Genomic DNA, 15,900 nt, shown 5'->3' on the forward strand with positions numbered 1-15,900 from the left:
TAGAGCTTCCATGGCGGATGACCTTTTCACTTCGGCCGGCCTCGATCGTACGGCCCCGCGCCCGCTCGCCGATCGGCTGCGGCCGAAGCGGCTTGAGGATGTGGTCGGCCAATCGCATCTGATCGGGCCGGAGGGGACGCTCACCCGCATGTTGCGCTCCGGCGGGATCGGCTCCTTGATCTTCTGGGGCCCGCCAGGCACCGGCAAGACCACGGTGGCGCGCCTTCTGGCCGGGGCGACAGACCTTCATTTCGAGCAGATCTCGGCCATCTTCTCCGGGGTGGCGGATCTGAAGAAGGTGTTCGAGACCGCGCGCGGGCGACGGACGACGGGCAAGGGAACGCTCCTGTTCGTCGACGAGATCCATCGCTTCAACCGGGCCCAGCAAGATGCCTTCCTGCCCGTGATGGAGGACGGCACCATCACGCTGGTGGGGGCGACCACGGAGAACCCATCGTTCGAACTGAACGCCGCGCTTCTGTCGCGCTCCCAGGTGTTGACCTTTCATGCGCTCGATGCCGAAGCGGTCGCAGCGCTGCTGGCGGCGGCCGAGGCAACGGAAGAGCGCGGCTTGCCGCTGGACGAAGGCGCGCGCGCAAGCCTGGTGCGCATGGCGGACGGCGATGGACGCGCCGCGCTCTCGCTTGCCGAAGAGGTGTGGCGATCGGTCGGCGAAGGCGAGACGCTGAATGCCGAGCAGCTTCAACAGGTGCTGCAGCGGCGCGCGCCGATCTACGACAAGTCTCAGGACGGCCACTACAATCTGATCTCCGCGCTGCACAAGTCGGTGCGCGGTTCCGATCCCGACGCCACGCTCTATTATCTCTGCCGGATGCTCGATGCTGGAGAGGATCCGCTTTTCGTCGGTCGGCGTCTCGTGCGCATGGCGGTGGAGGATATCGGGTTGGCCGATCCGCAGGCGCTCGTGGTCGCCAATGCCGCCAAGGATGCCTACGACTTCCTGGGCTCGCCGGAGGGAGAGCTCGCGCTTGCTCAGGCCGCCGTCTATTTGGCGGCAGCGCCCAAATCGAATGCCGTCTACACCGCCTACAAGGCGGCGGCGAAGGTCGCCAAAGAGGGCGGTTCGCTGGTTCCACCCAAGCACATCCTTAACGCGCCCACTCGGCTCATGAAGGAGGAGGGTTACGGCGGTGGCTATCAGTATGATCATGACGCGCCGGATGCCTTCTCCGGCCAGGACTATTTCCCCGAAGCGCTGGGCCGGCAGAGTTTCTATCGGCCGACCGGCTATGGGGCGGAAGCGGAGATCGGCAAACGGCTGGAGCGCCTTGAAATGCTGCGCCGGAAGCGTCAGGGCGGTGGGCAAGGATAGAGCATCCGGCACAATCGGTAGCGCCTGTTGCGCTCTTTCTTTCCCGTTTGCGCTTGCCTTCGCGAAAACCGTCGCCTTCGTTTTTGATCGGAACGTCCGGATTTACAAGTTCATGACCTAAACGAACGGCTGATTGCTTTCCGGGTCTCCTTCGCTATCGTGCGCGCCGAGGATCGGCCGCTTGCGCCGACCTGGTTCCCGTCTTCGGCAAATCAGGGGCAGGGCATGCGCGAAGTTCTTCTTGTGGCCTTCGGCGGGGCCGTCGGGGCGACCCTGCGCCATCTGGTGGGCATCGCTGCCATCCGCCTGATGGGTACCGGCTTTCCGTGGGGCACCCTCACGGTCAACATCGTGGGTTCGTTCGTGATGGGCCTGCTGGTTGCGACGCTCGCCAAGCTCTCGCCGTCGTTCGGCGCGCGGGAAGTGCGGCTGTTCATGGGCGTCGGCCTGCTCGGGGGCTTCACCACCTTCTCGTCCTTCTCGCTGGATGCGGGCAATCTGATCGAGGGTGGGCAGGGGCAGACGGCGGCGATTTATGTGGTGGTCTCGGTGGTCTTCGGGCTGATTGCCCTGTTTGCCGGACTTGGATTGGTGCGATGGGTGGCGCCCTGAACAACGTTAGGATATCGGCGCCGTGGCGATGATCGAAACGCGTACGGTCGATAGCGACGAGGACGGCATGCGCCTGGACCGTTGGTTCAAGGCGCACTATCCGGGCCTTGCCTTCGGTCAGCTTCAGAAGTTGGTGCGCACCGGCCAGGTGCGTGTCGATGGCGCGCGTGCCAAGACCTCCACGCGCCTGGAGACGGGCCAAGCCGTGCGCGTGCCGCCGGCGGCGACCGCCGCTCCCGAAACGCCGCGACCGGCTCCGTCGGGTGGCGTGAACGAGGGGCGCGGTGCGCTTGAGCCGATGTTGCTCCACGAGGACCGCGACGTGCTGGTGTTCAACAAGCCCGCCGGCCTCGCCGTTCAAGGCGGCCCGGGATTGACCCGCCATATCGACGGGCTCCTGGAAGCCTGGCGCGACAAGAAAGGCCAGAAGCCGCGCCTCGTCCACCGGCTCGACCGTGACACGTCCGGCGTGCTGTTGGTGGCGAAGACGCGCAAGGCGGCGGCCTCTCTCGCCACCGCGTTCCGCGCCCGCACCACCCGCAAGTTCTATTGGGCGCTGGTTAAGGGGGTGCCGAAGCCGCGCGAAGGCCGGATCTCCACCTGGCTCGCCAAGGAGGGGCCACGAGAGGCCGAGCGTATGGTGATCGCCCGCCACGGCGATACCGACGCCGTCCATGCCGTCAGCCACTATGCCGTGGTCGAGCAGGCCGGCCAGAAGGTTGCCTGGCTGGTGCTGCGCCCGGTCACCGGCCGCACCCATCAGTTGCGGGCCCACACCGCCCATATCGGCCACCCGATCATCGGCGATCCGAAATATTTCGACATTCAGAACTGGGACCTGCCCGGCGGAGTCCAGAACAAGCTGCACCTTCACGCGCATCGACTGGTGATCCCGCATCCCTCCGGCGGCGTGCTGGACGTCTCCGCGCCGCTGTCGCCCCATATGCAGCAATCGTGGAACCTGTTCGGCTTCGATCCGGAACGCGCCTTCGCCGTCGAGGACGAAGCGGCGGTTCTGGCCGATTCCAAGTCCGGCTGAGCGGATATGGGTCGCACGCGGACTGCTGCGGATCGCCGTCCGCGTCGGATCTACGATTGTTTCCTGTTCTTTCGGGAGCTGGATCTCTTGGAGATCCGTCTCATCGAGCTTGCGCCGATCGTCGACGTGTTCGTGATCGTGGAGGCGCGGCGCGACTTTGCCGGCAACGAGAAGCCGCTGGTTTTCAAGGCCAACCGCAACCGGTTTGCCGCCTTTGCCAACAAGATCCGGCATATCGAGGTGATGGACGAGCCGCCGGAGGCGGAGCGTCGCTGGGTGCGTCAGGCGCATCAGCGAAGCGCGATGCTCAAAGGGTTGGTCGACGCCGATCCGGACGATCTGGTGCTGGTCTCCGACGTGGACGAGATCCCCGCCGCCGATCGGCTTGCGGAGGTTGCGACCGATCCGCGTCGTCGCACGATCCACTTCTTCAACCAACCGCTCCATCGCTTCTATGTAGATGTGCGCGATTCCGGCGGCACGGCCTGGATCGGCAGTCGGGCCGTGCGCGCGCGCCACATGATCGATCCGACCCGGCTGCGCAAGCTGAAGCCGGTGAACTATCCGCAGGCGCCTTCGGTCTACGAAGCGGCCTATTGGGTCTATCGCAGCTTTACCGAATTCGGCACCTATCTGACCCGCGTCCGCCATGAAAATGCCGGTTGGCATTTCTCCTCGCTGGGCAGCGCTGACTATCTCGCCGCCAAGGACGCCGCGATCGTGTTCGATGAGACCAGCGGTCGCAGTCGGATGACCGCCGCCGATTGGGAGAATGAGCGACGCCGGCTCGTGATGAATTTCGGCAAGGCGGAGAGAGTGCCCGCCGGGGCGTCGCTGCCAAGGGCGATGACCGACTTTCCGGACCGCTTCGGACACCTTTTCGCGCCCCCCGAAATCTGACGGACACCATCTAAAAAGTAAGCCGGCACAGTTTCTTTTTGGCGGAATACTGGGCCGGACCTGTCATGGGATGTTCATTTGACCCCTGAGCCTCGCCGGACTTTATCCCTGGTGGCTGTTGGGGGAATGGACCGGGTCGACCGTCCTCAGAAACGACGCCTCTGACAGCCTCTGGGACTCGCGGCATATGCGATGCAACCGACAAGGGGCTGAGATGATCGATCAGGCGATACCGGGCGAACATCCTGCGACGGTGGATGACGTCGGACCGGGTGGAAAGACCGTCCAGCAATATATCGACGAGACGCCGGCCTGGGAGGACGGAACTCCCGTGGCGATGACGCCAATGACCCGGATGCAGTGGCTCATCTGGGGTCTCGCGGCGGCGGGCAAATTCTTCGAAGGCATGGTCGTGTTCATGACCGGCGTGGCGCTGCCCTTGCTTTCCAAGCAGTGGGGCCTCGGCGATTTCGAGCACGGCCTCGTCGCCGCGGCGAGCCTGTTCGGCATCCTGATCGGGGCCACCATGCTCGGCGGTCTCTCCGACCAGTTCGGCCGCAAGCGTATGTTCATCATCGAGATGGTGCTGTTCACCATCTTCCTGGTGCTGACGTGCGTCAGCCCCAATTTCACCTGGTTCGTCATCTGTCTCTTGGGTCTCGGGATCGCGCTCGGGTGCGATTATCCGACGGCGCACGTGGTGATCTCCGAAGCGATCCCGTCGGGGGCGCGCGGGCGGCTGGTGCTGTCGGCTTTCGGCTTCCAGGCGGTGGGCGCGCTGTTCGGCACCTTCGCCGGTTATCTGATCCTGGTGAACCATCCCGAGCTGGACGCTTGGCGGTGGATGTACGCGGCGGCGATCGCGCCGGCGGTCCTGGTGGTGATCGGGCGCTTCTTCATCACCGAAAGCGTGCACTGGCTGTTCGCCAAGGGACGCGTGAAGGAGGCCGAGGCCGAGGCCGCGCGGCTCCTGAGGCGCAATCCGCCCTATCCGAGCAAGATCAAGCTGAAAAAGAAGAAAGTGCCGAAGGCGGGCGTCCCGACACGCAAGCCGGAGACCCACTACGGCGTGCTGTTTAACAAGCAAAACCGGCGGGCGACGATCCTGGCCTCGGTTCCGTGGTTCCTGCAGGACCTTGGCACCTACGGCATCGGCATCTTCACCCCGACGATCCTGGCGGCGGCGGTCGGTCACAAGAAGGACCACGCCACCTCGATCGCGGACATCGTGCACAACGATCTCCTGGCCGCCCACGGTGCGGCCACCATCGACGTGCTCCTGATCATCGGCATCATCGTCGCCGTTCTGCTCGCCGACCGGGCGGGGCGGATCAAGCTGCAGATCATCGGCTTCATCGGTTGTGCGGCCGGCCTGGCCATCGCCGCGATGTCGACCTTCTTCACAGGGCCGAGTTCGATCTTCCTCATCTTCATCGGCTTCATGCTATTCAACTTCATGACCAACATGGGCCCGAATGCGCAGACCTACCTGATCGCGGGTGAGGTGTTCCCGATCGAGGTGCGCGGCAAGGGCGCCGGCTTTGCCGCCTCCTTCGCCAAAATCGGCGCGGTGATGACGGCGTTCTTGTTCCCGATCCTACTGGTGGACGTGGGAACGCAGGCGCTGCTCTTCGGCCTCGTAATCACCTCGTTGATCGGCGCCTGGGTGACCTGGCAGTTCAGGATCGAGACCGCCGGCAAAAATCTCGAGGAGCTCGACGCCGAGATCGACTCCGAGTACGCCCACGCACCGGCGTAGCCAGCCACGATTGACGCGTTCCCTTGGGAACGCAACCGCCCCGTCGGCGCTTGACAAGAGCGCTGGCGGGGCGATCCCTTTGCGGCGATCCGTTTTTTGCGCGAGAAGACGCTAAAAGGGTGCGAGGACCGATGAGCGACACTTCAGATGCGCTGTTCGACCGCTTGAAAACCCGCCGCGAGCAGTGGCGCGGGCGAACGCTCCGGGCGGAGTTCGCCTCAGATCATGGTCGTTTCGGACGCTATCATGTCGTTCTGGACGACCTCTTGTTCGACTACTCCAAGACCCATGTCGATCCCGAAACCCTCGATGTGCTGATTGAGCTGGCGGAAGCGGTCGACTTGCCCGGCTGGCGCGACAAGAAGCTCAACGGCGTCGCGATCAACACCACCGAACGCAGGGCGGTGCTGCACACGGCGCTGCGCGACCGGACCCCGCGCTCGTTTCGCGTCGGCGAGCAGGATGTGGCCACCGAAGTCGCCGACGTGCTCGCGCGCATGGAGACGTTCACCGACGCCGTGCGCGGCGGGACCATCCGCGGCGCCACCGGCGAGGTCTTCACCGACGTGGTGAATATCGGGATCGGCGGATCCGATCTCGGGCCGCGCATGGCGGCTCGGGCGCTCTCGCCCTATCGAGAGGGCGGGCCGCGGGTGCACTATGTGGCCAATGTCGACGGCGCCGATCTCGCCGATACGCTTGAAGGCCTCGATCCCGCCCGAACCCTGTTCCTGGTGGCATCGAAGACGTTCACGACCTTGGAAACCATGACCAACGCGGGCTCGGCACGGAGCTGGCTCGCGGAGGCGCTCGGCGAGGCCGCCGTTGCGGACCATTTCGCGGCCCTATCCACGGCGCTCGATAAGGTGGCCGCCTTCGGCATTCGGACAGACCGGGCCTTCGGGTTCTGGGACTGGGTGGGAGGTCGCTATTCGATCTGGTCGGCGATCGGTCTTTCGCTTGCGCTGGCGATCGGGTTCAAGAATTTCTCCGACTTCCTGGATGGGGCAGCCGAGATCGACGCCCATTTCAGTTCCGCCCCGCTATCGGAGAACATTCCGGTGCTGATGGGGCTGATCGGCGCGTGGTACCGAGACGTCTGGGATTATCGCAGCCTGGCCGTGCTGCCCTACGATCAGCGGCTGGAGCACTTCCCGGCCTTCCTGCAGCAGCTCGATATGGAATCGAACGGCAAGCGCGTGACCCGCGAGGGCGAGCCGGTGGCGTATCCGACCGGGCCGGTGGTGTTCGGCGAGCCGGGAACCAATGGCCAGCACGCCTTCTATCAGCTCCTGCATCAAGGCACCGACATCGTGCCGTGCGAGTTCCTGGTGGCGTGCCAGCCGCATGAACCGTGCGACGACCATCATGCCAAGCTGGTCGCCAATTGCCTGGCCCAGTCGGAGGCGTTGATGCGCGGGCGGACGGAAGACGAGGCGCGTGCCCAGATGATCGCGGCCGGCGTTTCGCCGGTGGAGGCGGAGCGGCTTGCCCCGCATCGCACCTTCCCCGGCGATCGACCGTCGATGACGTTGATGTACCGCAAGCTGGATCCCAGAACGCTCGGTCGTTTGATCGCGCTTTACGAACACAAGGTCTTCGTTCAGGGCATCATCTGGGGTATCAATTCCTTCGACCAGTATGGCGTTGAGCTTGGCAAGGAGCTCGCGAGCGTGCTGCTCGGCCCGGTCGGTCGAGGCGAGCCCATGCATGAAAGCGACTCGTCCACGGCCGGGCTCGTAGACCATTTCCATGCGATGGCGGCTTTGTCCTAGCTCCACGGATGGACCAACCTTCCCCTACTCCCCGGGGCTTGCATGCTTTGTGCATGGCGCAGGCCGGTCCACGCTGTTTGTTCTTCTTTTCTGCGTTTCTTGGAGGCTTCCCATGAACGACATGTCCGCACCGAAATTCGGGATCGGCGCTTCGGCCCGACGGATGGAGGACAAGGCCTTCGTGACGGGCCATGGCCACTATATCGCGGACTATCAGCCGGAAGGGGCGCTGTTTGCCTTCGTGGTCCGCTCGCCGATCGCGGCGGGTACGTTCCGCATCACCGGCGGGCTCGACGAGGTGCGTGCCGCACCCGGCGTTCGGCTGGTGATGACCCATGCCGACATCGCCCATCTCGGCCCGCTGCCTTGCAAGGGCGTTGGCGCCCAGGTCGACGGCTCGGAGACGCGCGTTCCCGCGCGCCCGATCCTGTGCCAGGACAGAGTGCGGTTCGTGGGCGATCCGGTGGCCTTCATCGTTGCCGATAGCCAGGACGCGGCCGAGGATGCGGCCGAGCTATTGGAGATCGAATGGGAGGCGGAGCCGGCGACGACCGATCCGGCTCATACACTGGAAGGCGGCAAGCCGCTGGTCTGGCCGGAGTTCGGTTCCAACCTGGCCTTCACCTATGGCCATGGCGATCAGGCGGCGACGGACGCGGCGTTTGCCAAGGCGGAGAAGGTGGCCGAGCTGGAAATCGTCAACAACCGGCTGGTCACCAATTATATGGAGACCCGCGGCTGCGTCGCCGAATATGACACCGCCAGCGAGCGCTACACCCTGACCGTGGTCAGCCAGGGCGGTCACTCCATGAAGCGAATCCTGGCCGGTGACGTGTTCGGCATCGATCCGGAGCGCATCCATGTCGTCACGCCGGATGTGGGCGGTGGCTTCGGCACAAAGATTTTCCTCTACCCGGAATATCCGCTGTCGATGGTGGCCGCGGAGAAGCTCGGCCAGCCGGTGAAGTGGATCTCCACGCGAGGCGAGGCTTTCCTGTCCGACAGCCAGGGCCGCGACAACGTCACCAAGGCCGCAGTGGCGATCGACGCCGATGGCCGCTTCCTCGGCCTCAAGGTCAATCTGATCGCGAATATGGGGGCCTATCTCCACCAGTTCGGGCCGTTCGTCCCGCGCATCGGCACCACCATGTCGCCGGGCGTCTACGACATTCCCGCCGCGCACGTGACCGTGCAGGGCGTCTATACCAACACCGTGCCGATCGACGCCTATCGCGGCGCCGGCCGGCCGGAGGCCGCTTATGTGATCGAGCGCCTGGTGGAGGAAGCCGCTCGGGTAACGGGGCTTGCCTCCGACGAGATCCGCCGGCGGAATTTCATCGCGCCGGAGACGATGCCCTACACCACGCCGACCGGGCACACCTATGACAGCGGCGAGTTCGCGGGCCATCTCGATCGCGCGTTGGAGGTTGCCGACTGGGCCGGCTTCGAGGGCCGAGTGCAGGAGAGTGCGGCGCGCGGCAAGCTGCGGGGAATCGGTCTCACGACCTATATCGAGGCCTGTGCCTTTCCCGGTGGGGAGACGGCCTCGGTGGAGTTGGGCGATGATGGCCTGGTGACGCTTTTGATCGGTACTCAGTCGAACGGGCAGGGGCATGCCACCGCCTACGGACAGGTGATCGCCGACAAGCTCGGTATCGATTTCGAGCGCATCCGCGTGATCCAGGGCGATACCGATCGGGTGAAGACCGGCGGAGGTACGGGCGGCTCGCGGTCGATCCCGATCGGCCTGCCGTCGGTGAATGTGGCCTCCACCGAGCTTGCGGAGAAGATCAAGGCGATCGCCGCCGACCATCTGGAAGTCGGCACCGCCGATCTGGAGCTGGTCGACGGCAGCGTCCGTATCGTCGGCACCGACCGGGCAATGTCGCTCACGGAGGTGGCGGCGGCTGCCGGCGACAAGTCGCTGCTTACCGCGGAAAGCCGGGTGGAGCAGGAGCGGCCGACCTATCCCAACGGCACCCATATCTGCGAGCTGGAGATCGATCCGGACACCGGCAACGTCGCGGTTCTCGGCTACACCATCGTCGACGATTTCGGCGTGACGGTGAATCCGATCCTGCTGGCGGGCCAGGTCTATGGTGGCGTCGTTCAGGGGATTGGCCAGGCGCTGCTGGAAAACACCGTCTACGACGAGGAAGGCCAGCTCCTGTCGGCAACGCTGCTCGATTATGCGCTGCCGCGGGCAGACAACGTGCCGTTCTTCCACTTCGAGACCCGCAACGTGCCGACCACCTCAAACGCGCTCGGGATCAAGGGCGCAGGCGAGGCCGGTACCATCGGCGCGGCGAGCGCGGTAATGAACGCCATCGATGACGCGCTCACCCGCTCGATCGGGCACGTCCATGTGGACATGCCGGCAACGCCCGCCAAGCTGTGGGCGATCATCGCCGAGACGAGCAAAAAGGCGGCATAGAGCGTTCCCAGGAAAAGTGGGAACCGGTTTTCCGTTCGGGAACGCGTCAAAAAAATAGGCTTTTTCGCTCACGCCAGCTCGCTTTGCTCGCGGCTCCGCGTGGGCGGCCTATCGGCCGGCGCGCGGTTGCGCGCTGGCTTCGCGTTCCCAGGAAAAGTGGGAACCGGTTTTCCGTTCGGGAACGCGTCAAAAAAATAGGCTTTTTCGCTCACGCCAGCTCGCTTTGCTCGCGGCTCCGCGTGGGCGGCCTATCGGCCGGCGCGCGGTTGCGCGCTGGCTTCGCGTTCCCAGGAAAAGTGGGAACCGGTTTTCCGTTCGGGAACGCGTCAAAAAAATAGGCTTTTTCGCTCACGCCAACTCGCTTTGCTCGCGGCTCCGCGTGGGCGGCCTATCGGCCGGCGCGCGGTTGCGCGCTGGCTTCGCGTTCCCAGGAAAAGTGGGAACCGGTTTTCCGTGTCGCCGGTCAGGTGAGCCTCGAAATGACGAAGTCGGCGCGCGTTTCCACCGGCGCGCGCGGCAGTTCGACGAGGTCGTATCCGGCTGCGCCATAGGTTGCGACCATGGCGGCATGGGTGCGTACGGCTTCGTCGAAATCCTGCTTGCGCTCGTTGTCCCGACCGAAAATTTCCGACCAGGGCGGCGCGACGAATACCGTCGATGCGTAGCGATAGTGTGCAACCGCGCGCGCGACATGGTCGGGGACCGGCAAGCCGCACAAGGTCAGATAGCCGGCGACATCCGGCACGCCACGATCGAAGATCACCGGGCCGGCATGGACCAGGGCTTGCTCGTGGGAGCGGATTTCCCAGGACAGCATCAGTTCGGCAAAGGCGGTGCGATCAGCCCAGGGGAGCGCCGGTCCGTCGATGGCCGTCTGGGCGCGGATGATGGCGCGGCCGGCCTCTTCCGTCACCGGATAGCCGCGTGCCGAAAGGGCGTGCATCAGCGTCGTCTTGCCTGATCCGGGGCCGCCGGTGACGATGAAGAACGTCGATCCAGAGTTCATTCAAGATTCCATTTGTGACTGAGGGAGATGCGAGGTTGCGCGGGCGGGTAGCCCTGCGCCGGGGCCATGGCTGCCATCCGATGCGCGCGATTGTCGCAGAGTGGCGGCGGGTTCATATTTGAAACGTCCTGACTACCTGCGTATGTCGCCGGCTCGCGCCGCCTTGGATCCTCCGATGGCGACGGATTCGGCATACGTGCGCGATCCACGAGGCGACGACGTGCGCGTAACGAGCGAATTCGGGGGAGCCGCCGGGGCCGCCCCTGAAGCCAAGGAAGAGAGCCCCGAACCCGACGAACCGGTCGCCGAACCCATCGAAAAGACAGAGGGATCGGTGCGCGAAACGGGGCTTCCCGCGCCCCAGCTCAAGACGTTGACCGGCATCCTGATGAAGGTGCTGTCGGCGATGACCTTTTGCGGCATGCTGGCACTGGTGAAGGTCGTCGGCGAGCGCGTGCCGATCGGCGAGATCCTGTTCGCCCGCAACCTGTTCGGCCTGATCCCGGTCCTGATCATGGTTGCCTTTACCGGTTCGATGCGCGGCATCCTCAAGACCAAGCGGCCGTTCGGCCACATGAAGCGTGCGGTGATCGGCACCCTGTCGATGGGGTTTTGGTTCGCCGCCCTGACGCGTCTGTCGCTCCCCGATGCAACTGCGATTTCCTATGCCGCGCCCTTGGTCATGGTGGCGCTTGCCGCGCTGCTTCTTGGCGAGAAGGTTCGGATCTATCGCTGGTCCGCGGTGGGCGTCGGTTTCCTCGGCGTTCTGGTCATTCTCTATCCGCAGCTTTCGGCCGGCTTCGACCCAACCGGCAGTGCGCAGTCGGCCGGCGTGGTGTTCGCGCTCCTATCGGCGGTGCTGATGGCGCTGGTTTCCATCTTCGTGCGCGAACTCACAGCCACGGAGCAGACCGGCACGATCGTGCTTTACTTCTTTATCACGGCTGCGTTCCTCTCCCTACTTACCGCTCCGTTCGGCTGGGTGATGCCGACGGCGGAGGAAGCAGGCCTGCTGCTGGCGCTCGGCGTCCTGGGTGGGATCGGTCAGATCTTCCTGACCCAGGCTTACCGGTTCGCCGAGGCCTCCACGGTGGCGCCGTTCGAATATACGTCCATGGTTTGGATGGTGATCCTGAGCCTGGTGCTGTTCGGCGAGGCGCCGCAGCCGGCGGTGATTGTCGGATCGGTGGTCGTGGTCGCGGCCGGTCTCTATGTCATCTACCGGGAGCGCAAGCTCGGCCTGGAGCGCGGCGAGCGCGGGACGACATCCCCGATGAGAGGGTAAGAAGGTCCTTTTCGCTCACGCCAGCTCGCTTCGCTCGCGGCTGCGCGCGCGGCCTATCGGCCGGAGCGGCAGTCGCGCTCTGGCTCCGCAATCCCAGGCGAAGTGGGCACCGGTTCGCCGTTCGGGATTGCGGAAGAAACAAGCAATCCCAGGCGAAGTGGGCACCGGTTCGCCGTTCGGGATTGCGGAAGAAACAAGCAATCCCAGGCGAAGTGGGCACCGGTTCGCCGTTCGGGATTGCGGAAGAAACAAGCAATCCCAGGCGAAGTGGGCACCGGTTCGCCGTTCGGGATTGCGGAAGAAACAAGCAACCCCAGGCGAAGTGGGCACCGGTTCGCCGTTCGGGATTGCGGGAAAATGGGCCGGCGCGGGAAGTCTTGACTCAGATATCCCGACCGGCCATCCGGCGCGCGACGTGATCGAACCGGCCCGGCTCGGCGATCGCCTCGGCGGCATCGAGGCCGGTCAGCGCGCCGAATTTGAAGCCGTGGCCGGAATCCGCCGACAGGAGCACAGCCTTTCCCGATCGCTGCAATACGAAGCGGGACTCCGGCGCGACCGTGTAGAAGTTGGTCTGCGCGGATGTGACGGTGAAACGCTCTATGTCGCGGAACTTACCGCGATAGGCGGTGACAATCTCCCGGATCTTTTCCTCGCTCGCTACCCGTCCGGTGGCCGGATCGCCGGGGAGGGACAAGCGGCCGAGACCCAGTTTCAAAGGTAGCCCATCAACCGGGGCGATCCCCCAGAGATCGTCGAAGCCGCCGAAATCCACCCAGGACGGGGCGCCCTGCCAGGCCGTTGCCAGGTCCGCCGGGGGCTCGACATAGACGATGGTCGACGAGGTCGGCACTAGCTTCGGTGCACCGGGAAAGTTAAAGCCCGGCGCCGAAATGCCAGCCGCCACGATCACCACATCAGCGGCGAAGTCATTTCCTTGAGCTGTCGTGATGCGTACCTGGTCCGGATCGATTGCCGTCACCTCGGTCTCGGTCCGGATCTCCGCGCCGTTGGCGGTAAGCCAGTCGCGAAGGCCTTCCAGGATCCGGTTCGCCATCAAGGCGCCGCCAGTCGGAGTGTAGCTCACGAACCGGGCAGCGAGGTTCGGATCCAGATGAGGAAAGCGGGCGACGGCCTCGGCCGCCGTCATCCGCTCATGGGCGATTGAGAGACCGTCGAGGGTACGGCAGGCGGTATCGGCCCAGTCGCCTTCCTCGCTGGACACCGCGATCACACCGGTCTCGATCATATGGTGGGTGCCGAGATCGACCCACAACGCATCCCAGGCGGCGAACGCTTCCCCCATCCGTGCGGCATAGCCTGCCTGGTCGCCATAGTGCCAGCGGATCAGCCGATGATGATCTGAGGAGGCGGCCGTCGGGTTCGGGATCGGCCCCTTTTCCACGACGGTGACAGCAAAGCCGCGCCTAATCAGTCCCCAGGCGGTGGCGAGCCCGGTCACGCCGGCGCCGACGACAAGTGCTTTCGACATGAATGTTCTCTTACATGCGGAAGACGCCGAACCGGGTCTCCGGGATGGGGGCATTCAGGGCGGCGGAGAAGGAAAGCGCCAAGATACGCCGAGTCTCCGACGGGGCAATGACGCCATCGTCCCACAGCCGTGCGGTTGCGTAGTAGGGATGGCCCTCGGCCTCGTAGCGATCGCGGATCGGCGTCTTGAAGGCTTCTTCCTCGTCCTCCGACCAGGTGCCGCCGTCGGCCTCGATGTTGTCGCGGCGCACGGTGGCCAGCACCGAGGCCGCCTGCTCGCCGCCCATCACCGAGATCCGGGCGTTCGGCCACATGAACAGGAAGCGCGGAGAGTAGGCCCGCCCGCACATGCCATAGTTGCCGGCACCGTAGGAGCCGCCGACGATCACGGTGACTTTCGGCACCGCCGCGCAGGCCACCGCAGTCACCAGCTTGGCGCCGGCCCGCGCGATGCCGCCGGCCTCGTAGTCCTTGCCCACCATGAAGCCGGTGATGTTCTGCAGGAACAGGAGCGGGATCTTGCGTTGGCAGCACAGCTCCACGAAATGGGCTCCCTTTTGGGCGGATTCGGAAAACAGGATGCCATTGTTGGCGAGAATGCCCACAGGCATGCCATGAAGACGCGCAAAGCCAGCGATGAGCGTGGTGCCGTAGAGCGCCTTGAACTCGTCAAACTCCGAGCCATCGACAAGCCGGGCGATAATCTCGCGGGCATCATACTGACGGCGCAGATCTGTCGGCACCACGCCGTCCAGTTCGGCAGGGTCGTGCAGGGGGGCTCGCACGGCCGTCAGCGTCACGTCCGGCCGCTTGTCGCCGTTGAGATTGGCCACCAGCCGGCGCGCCATCGCGAGCGCCTGATCGTCATCGAGGGCATAGTGGTCGGCCACGCCGGAGACACGGGCGTGCACGTCCGCGCCGCCGAGATCCTCCGCGCTGACCACCTCGCCGGTGGCTGCCTTCACCAGCGGCGGGCCGCCAAGGAAGATGGTGCCCTGATTGCGCACGATGATGGTCTCGTCGGACATGGCCGGCACATAGGCGCCACCGGCCGTGCACGATCCCATCACCACGGCGATCTGGGGAATGCCGGCCGCCGACAGGTTGGCCTGATTGTAGAAGATGCGGCCGAAGTGTTCCCGGTCGGGAAAAACATCCGTCTGGTTCGGCAGGTTCGCCCCGCCGGAATCGACCAAATAGATGCAGGGGAGTCGGTTCTGGCCCGCGATTTCTTGGGCGCGCAGGTGCTTCTTGACCGTCATCGGGTAGTAGGTGCCGCCTTTGATGGTGGCATCGTTGCAGACGATCACGCACTCGCGCCCCTCCACCCGGCCGATGCCGGTGATGAGGCCGGCGCCGTGGATGGCGTCCTCGTACATGCCGTGGGCGGCGAGCGGCGAGAGTTCCAAAAAGGGCGAGCCGGGATCGATGAGCCGCATCACGCGCTCGCGCGGCAGGAGTTTTCCTCGCGCGATATGGCGGGATCTTGCTCGATCCGGCCCGCCTTTCGCGGCGGTCTCCCGCTTGGCCTTGAGGTCCGAAATCAGCGCCTGCATGGCAGCGTGCTGTTCCTGATAGAGCGGCGAGCCCGGATCGATCGTCGTCTTCAGAACTGCCATACGCGTCTCCCCGGTTTCGGCGTTGCCGTGTCCGATCCGCGTGCCGGCATCGTTGTGTCCCGGCAGCGAGGTGGACTTTTGCGATCCTTGACGGAGTCCGGCGGCGGGAGCAAGGCACCTCGCGCTTTGCTACTCCTCCGGGGAGACCTCGTTGCTTGCGAGCGAGCGGCGGATCAGGTCGCGCAGCATGACCTTGATCGTCTCGATCTCCTCCGGCCGGTAGCCCGCCAGCATTTCCGCTTCGTGCGCCTTGGCGATCTCGACCAGCGGGACAGCGTGGGCGCGTCCGGCGGGTGTGATGTGGACGCGCACGCGGCGACGGTCGTCGGTGTCGCCTCTGCGTTCGATCAGGCCTTGCGCTGCCAGCCGGTCGAGCACTTTCGACAGCCGCGGCTGGTTGAAAAGCGCCATCTCCGCAAGACGGGAAACCGATAGCCCGTCCACGTCCACCAGGCAGGCGAGCACCCGCCATTCCGCAATGCCGCAGCCGGTCTGCTTGATCCGCGCGTGGATCTCGGCGGAGTAGACGTGACTTGCCTGAGCCAGAAGATAGGCCATGTAGCCGGCGACGAAGGCTCCTTCCGGAGGGCCTTGCAAGGGAACGGTCATTCCGTCCGCGTCGCCCCTGCGGGCGCGTGCGCGCTTCG

Annotated in this window: 12 protein-coding genes; 8 read left to right on the forward strand and 4 right to left on the reverse strand. The window is 65.0% G+C overall.

The window, feature by feature from the left end; genetic code table 11:
- The first annotated feature begins 10 nt into the window (after positions 1-10).
- The 7 genes from HNS03_RS21460 (at position 11) to HNS03_RS21490 (ending at position 9,852) form a co-directional block, all read left to right on the forward strand.
- Complete coding sequence (locus tag HNS03_RS21460; RefSeq protein ID WP_367198103.1) at positions 11-1,333, forward strand: replication-associated recombination protein A; 1,323 nt, start codon at positions 11-13, stop codon at positions 1,331-1,333.
- A 225-nt stretch (positions 1,334-1,558) separates the two neighbouring features.
- Positions 1,559-1,945 (forward strand): fluoride efflux transporter CrcB, encoded by a 387-nt coding sequence (gene crcB, locus HNS03_RS21465; RefSeq protein WP_367198104.1) that lies wholly within the window; start codon positions 1,559-1,561, stop codon positions 1,943-1,945.
- A 22-nt stretch (positions 1,946-1,967) separates the two neighbouring features.
- Entirely contained in the window at positions 1,968-2,984 is a 1,017-nt protein-coding gene (locus HNS03_RS21470) for an RluA family pseudouridine synthase (RefSeq protein WP_367198105.1), read from the forward strand.
- Positions 2,985-2,990: 6 nt separating this feature from the next.
- A complete protein-coding gene (locus HNS03_RS21475) occupies positions 2,991-3,884 on the forward strand; it encodes a hypothetical protein (RefSeq protein WP_367198106.1) in 894 nt (297 codons plus the stop codon).
- A 214-nt stretch (positions 3,885-4,098) separates the two neighbouring features.
- Positions 4,099-5,643, forward strand: coding sequence for an MFS transporter (locus tag HNS03_RS21480; protein WP_367198107.1), 1,545 nt, complete (start codon positions 4,099-4,101; stop codon positions 5,641-5,643).
- Between the two features lie 131 nt (positions 5,644-5,774).
- The gene (pgi, locus tag HNS03_RS21485; protein WP_367198108.1) at positions 5,775-7,418 is read left to right on the forward strand and encodes a glucose-6-phosphate isomerase; all 1,644 of its coding nucleotides are present in this window, start codon (positions 5,775-5,777) and stop codon (positions 7,416-7,418) included.
- A 112-nt stretch (positions 7,419-7,530) separates the two neighbouring features.
- Entirely contained in the window at positions 7,531-9,852 is a 2,322-nt protein-coding gene (locus tag HNS03_RS21490; RefSeq protein WP_367198109.1) for a xanthine dehydrogenase family protein molybdopterin-binding subunit, read from the forward strand.
- Positions 9,853-10,315: 463 nt separating this feature from the next.
- Here HNS03_RS21490 and HNS03_RS21495 read toward each other — a convergent pair whose 3' ends face one another.
- The gene (locus tag HNS03_RS21495) at positions 10,316-10,858 is read right to left on the reverse strand and encodes an AAA family ATPase (RefSeq protein WP_367198110.1); all 543 of its coding nucleotides are present in this window, start codon (positions 10,856-10,858) and stop codon (positions 10,316-10,318) included.
- A gap of 175 nt (positions 10,859-11,033) precedes the next feature.
- Here HNS03_RS21495 and HNS03_RS21500 point away from each other — a divergent pair, with 175 nt between their 5' ends.
- Positions 11,034-12,143 carry a DMT family transporter gene (locus HNS03_RS21500; protein WP_367198111.1) on the forward strand — a complete coding sequence of 370 codons (1,110 nt, stop codon included), beginning with the start codon at positions 11,034-11,036 and terminating at the stop codon, positions 12,141-12,143.
- Between the two features lie 382 nt (positions 12,144-12,525).
- Here the strand turns inward: HNS03_RS21500 and HNS03_RS21505 are convergent, their stop codons facing one another.
- The 3 genes from HNS03_RS21505 to HNS03_RS21515 form a co-directional block, all read right to left on the reverse strand.
- Entirely contained in the window at positions 12,526-13,635 is a 1,110-nt protein-coding gene (locus HNS03_RS21505) for an NAD(P)/FAD-dependent oxidoreductase (protein ID WP_367198112.1), read from the reverse strand.
- 10 nt (positions 13,636-13,645) lie between these two features.
- On the reverse strand, positions 13,646-15,190 hold the full coding sequence (locus tag HNS03_RS21510) for a carboxyl transferase domain-containing protein (RefSeq protein ID WP_367198144.1): 1,545 nt from the start codon (positions 15,188-15,190) through the stop codon (positions 13,646-13,648).
- Positions 15,191-15,382: 192 nt separating this feature from the next.
- A complete protein-coding gene (locus HNS03_RS21515; protein ID WP_367198113.1) occupies positions 15,383-15,862 on the reverse strand; it encodes a MarR family winged helix-turn-helix transcriptional regulator in 480 nt (159 codons plus the stop codon).
- Positions 15,863-15,900: the final 38 nt, after the last annotated feature.

Source organism: Amorphus sp. 3PC139-8, from assembly GCF_040750475.1.
Classification (GTDB): domain Bacteria; phylum Pseudomonadota; class Alphaproteobacteria; order Rhizobiales; family Amorphaceae; genus Amorphus.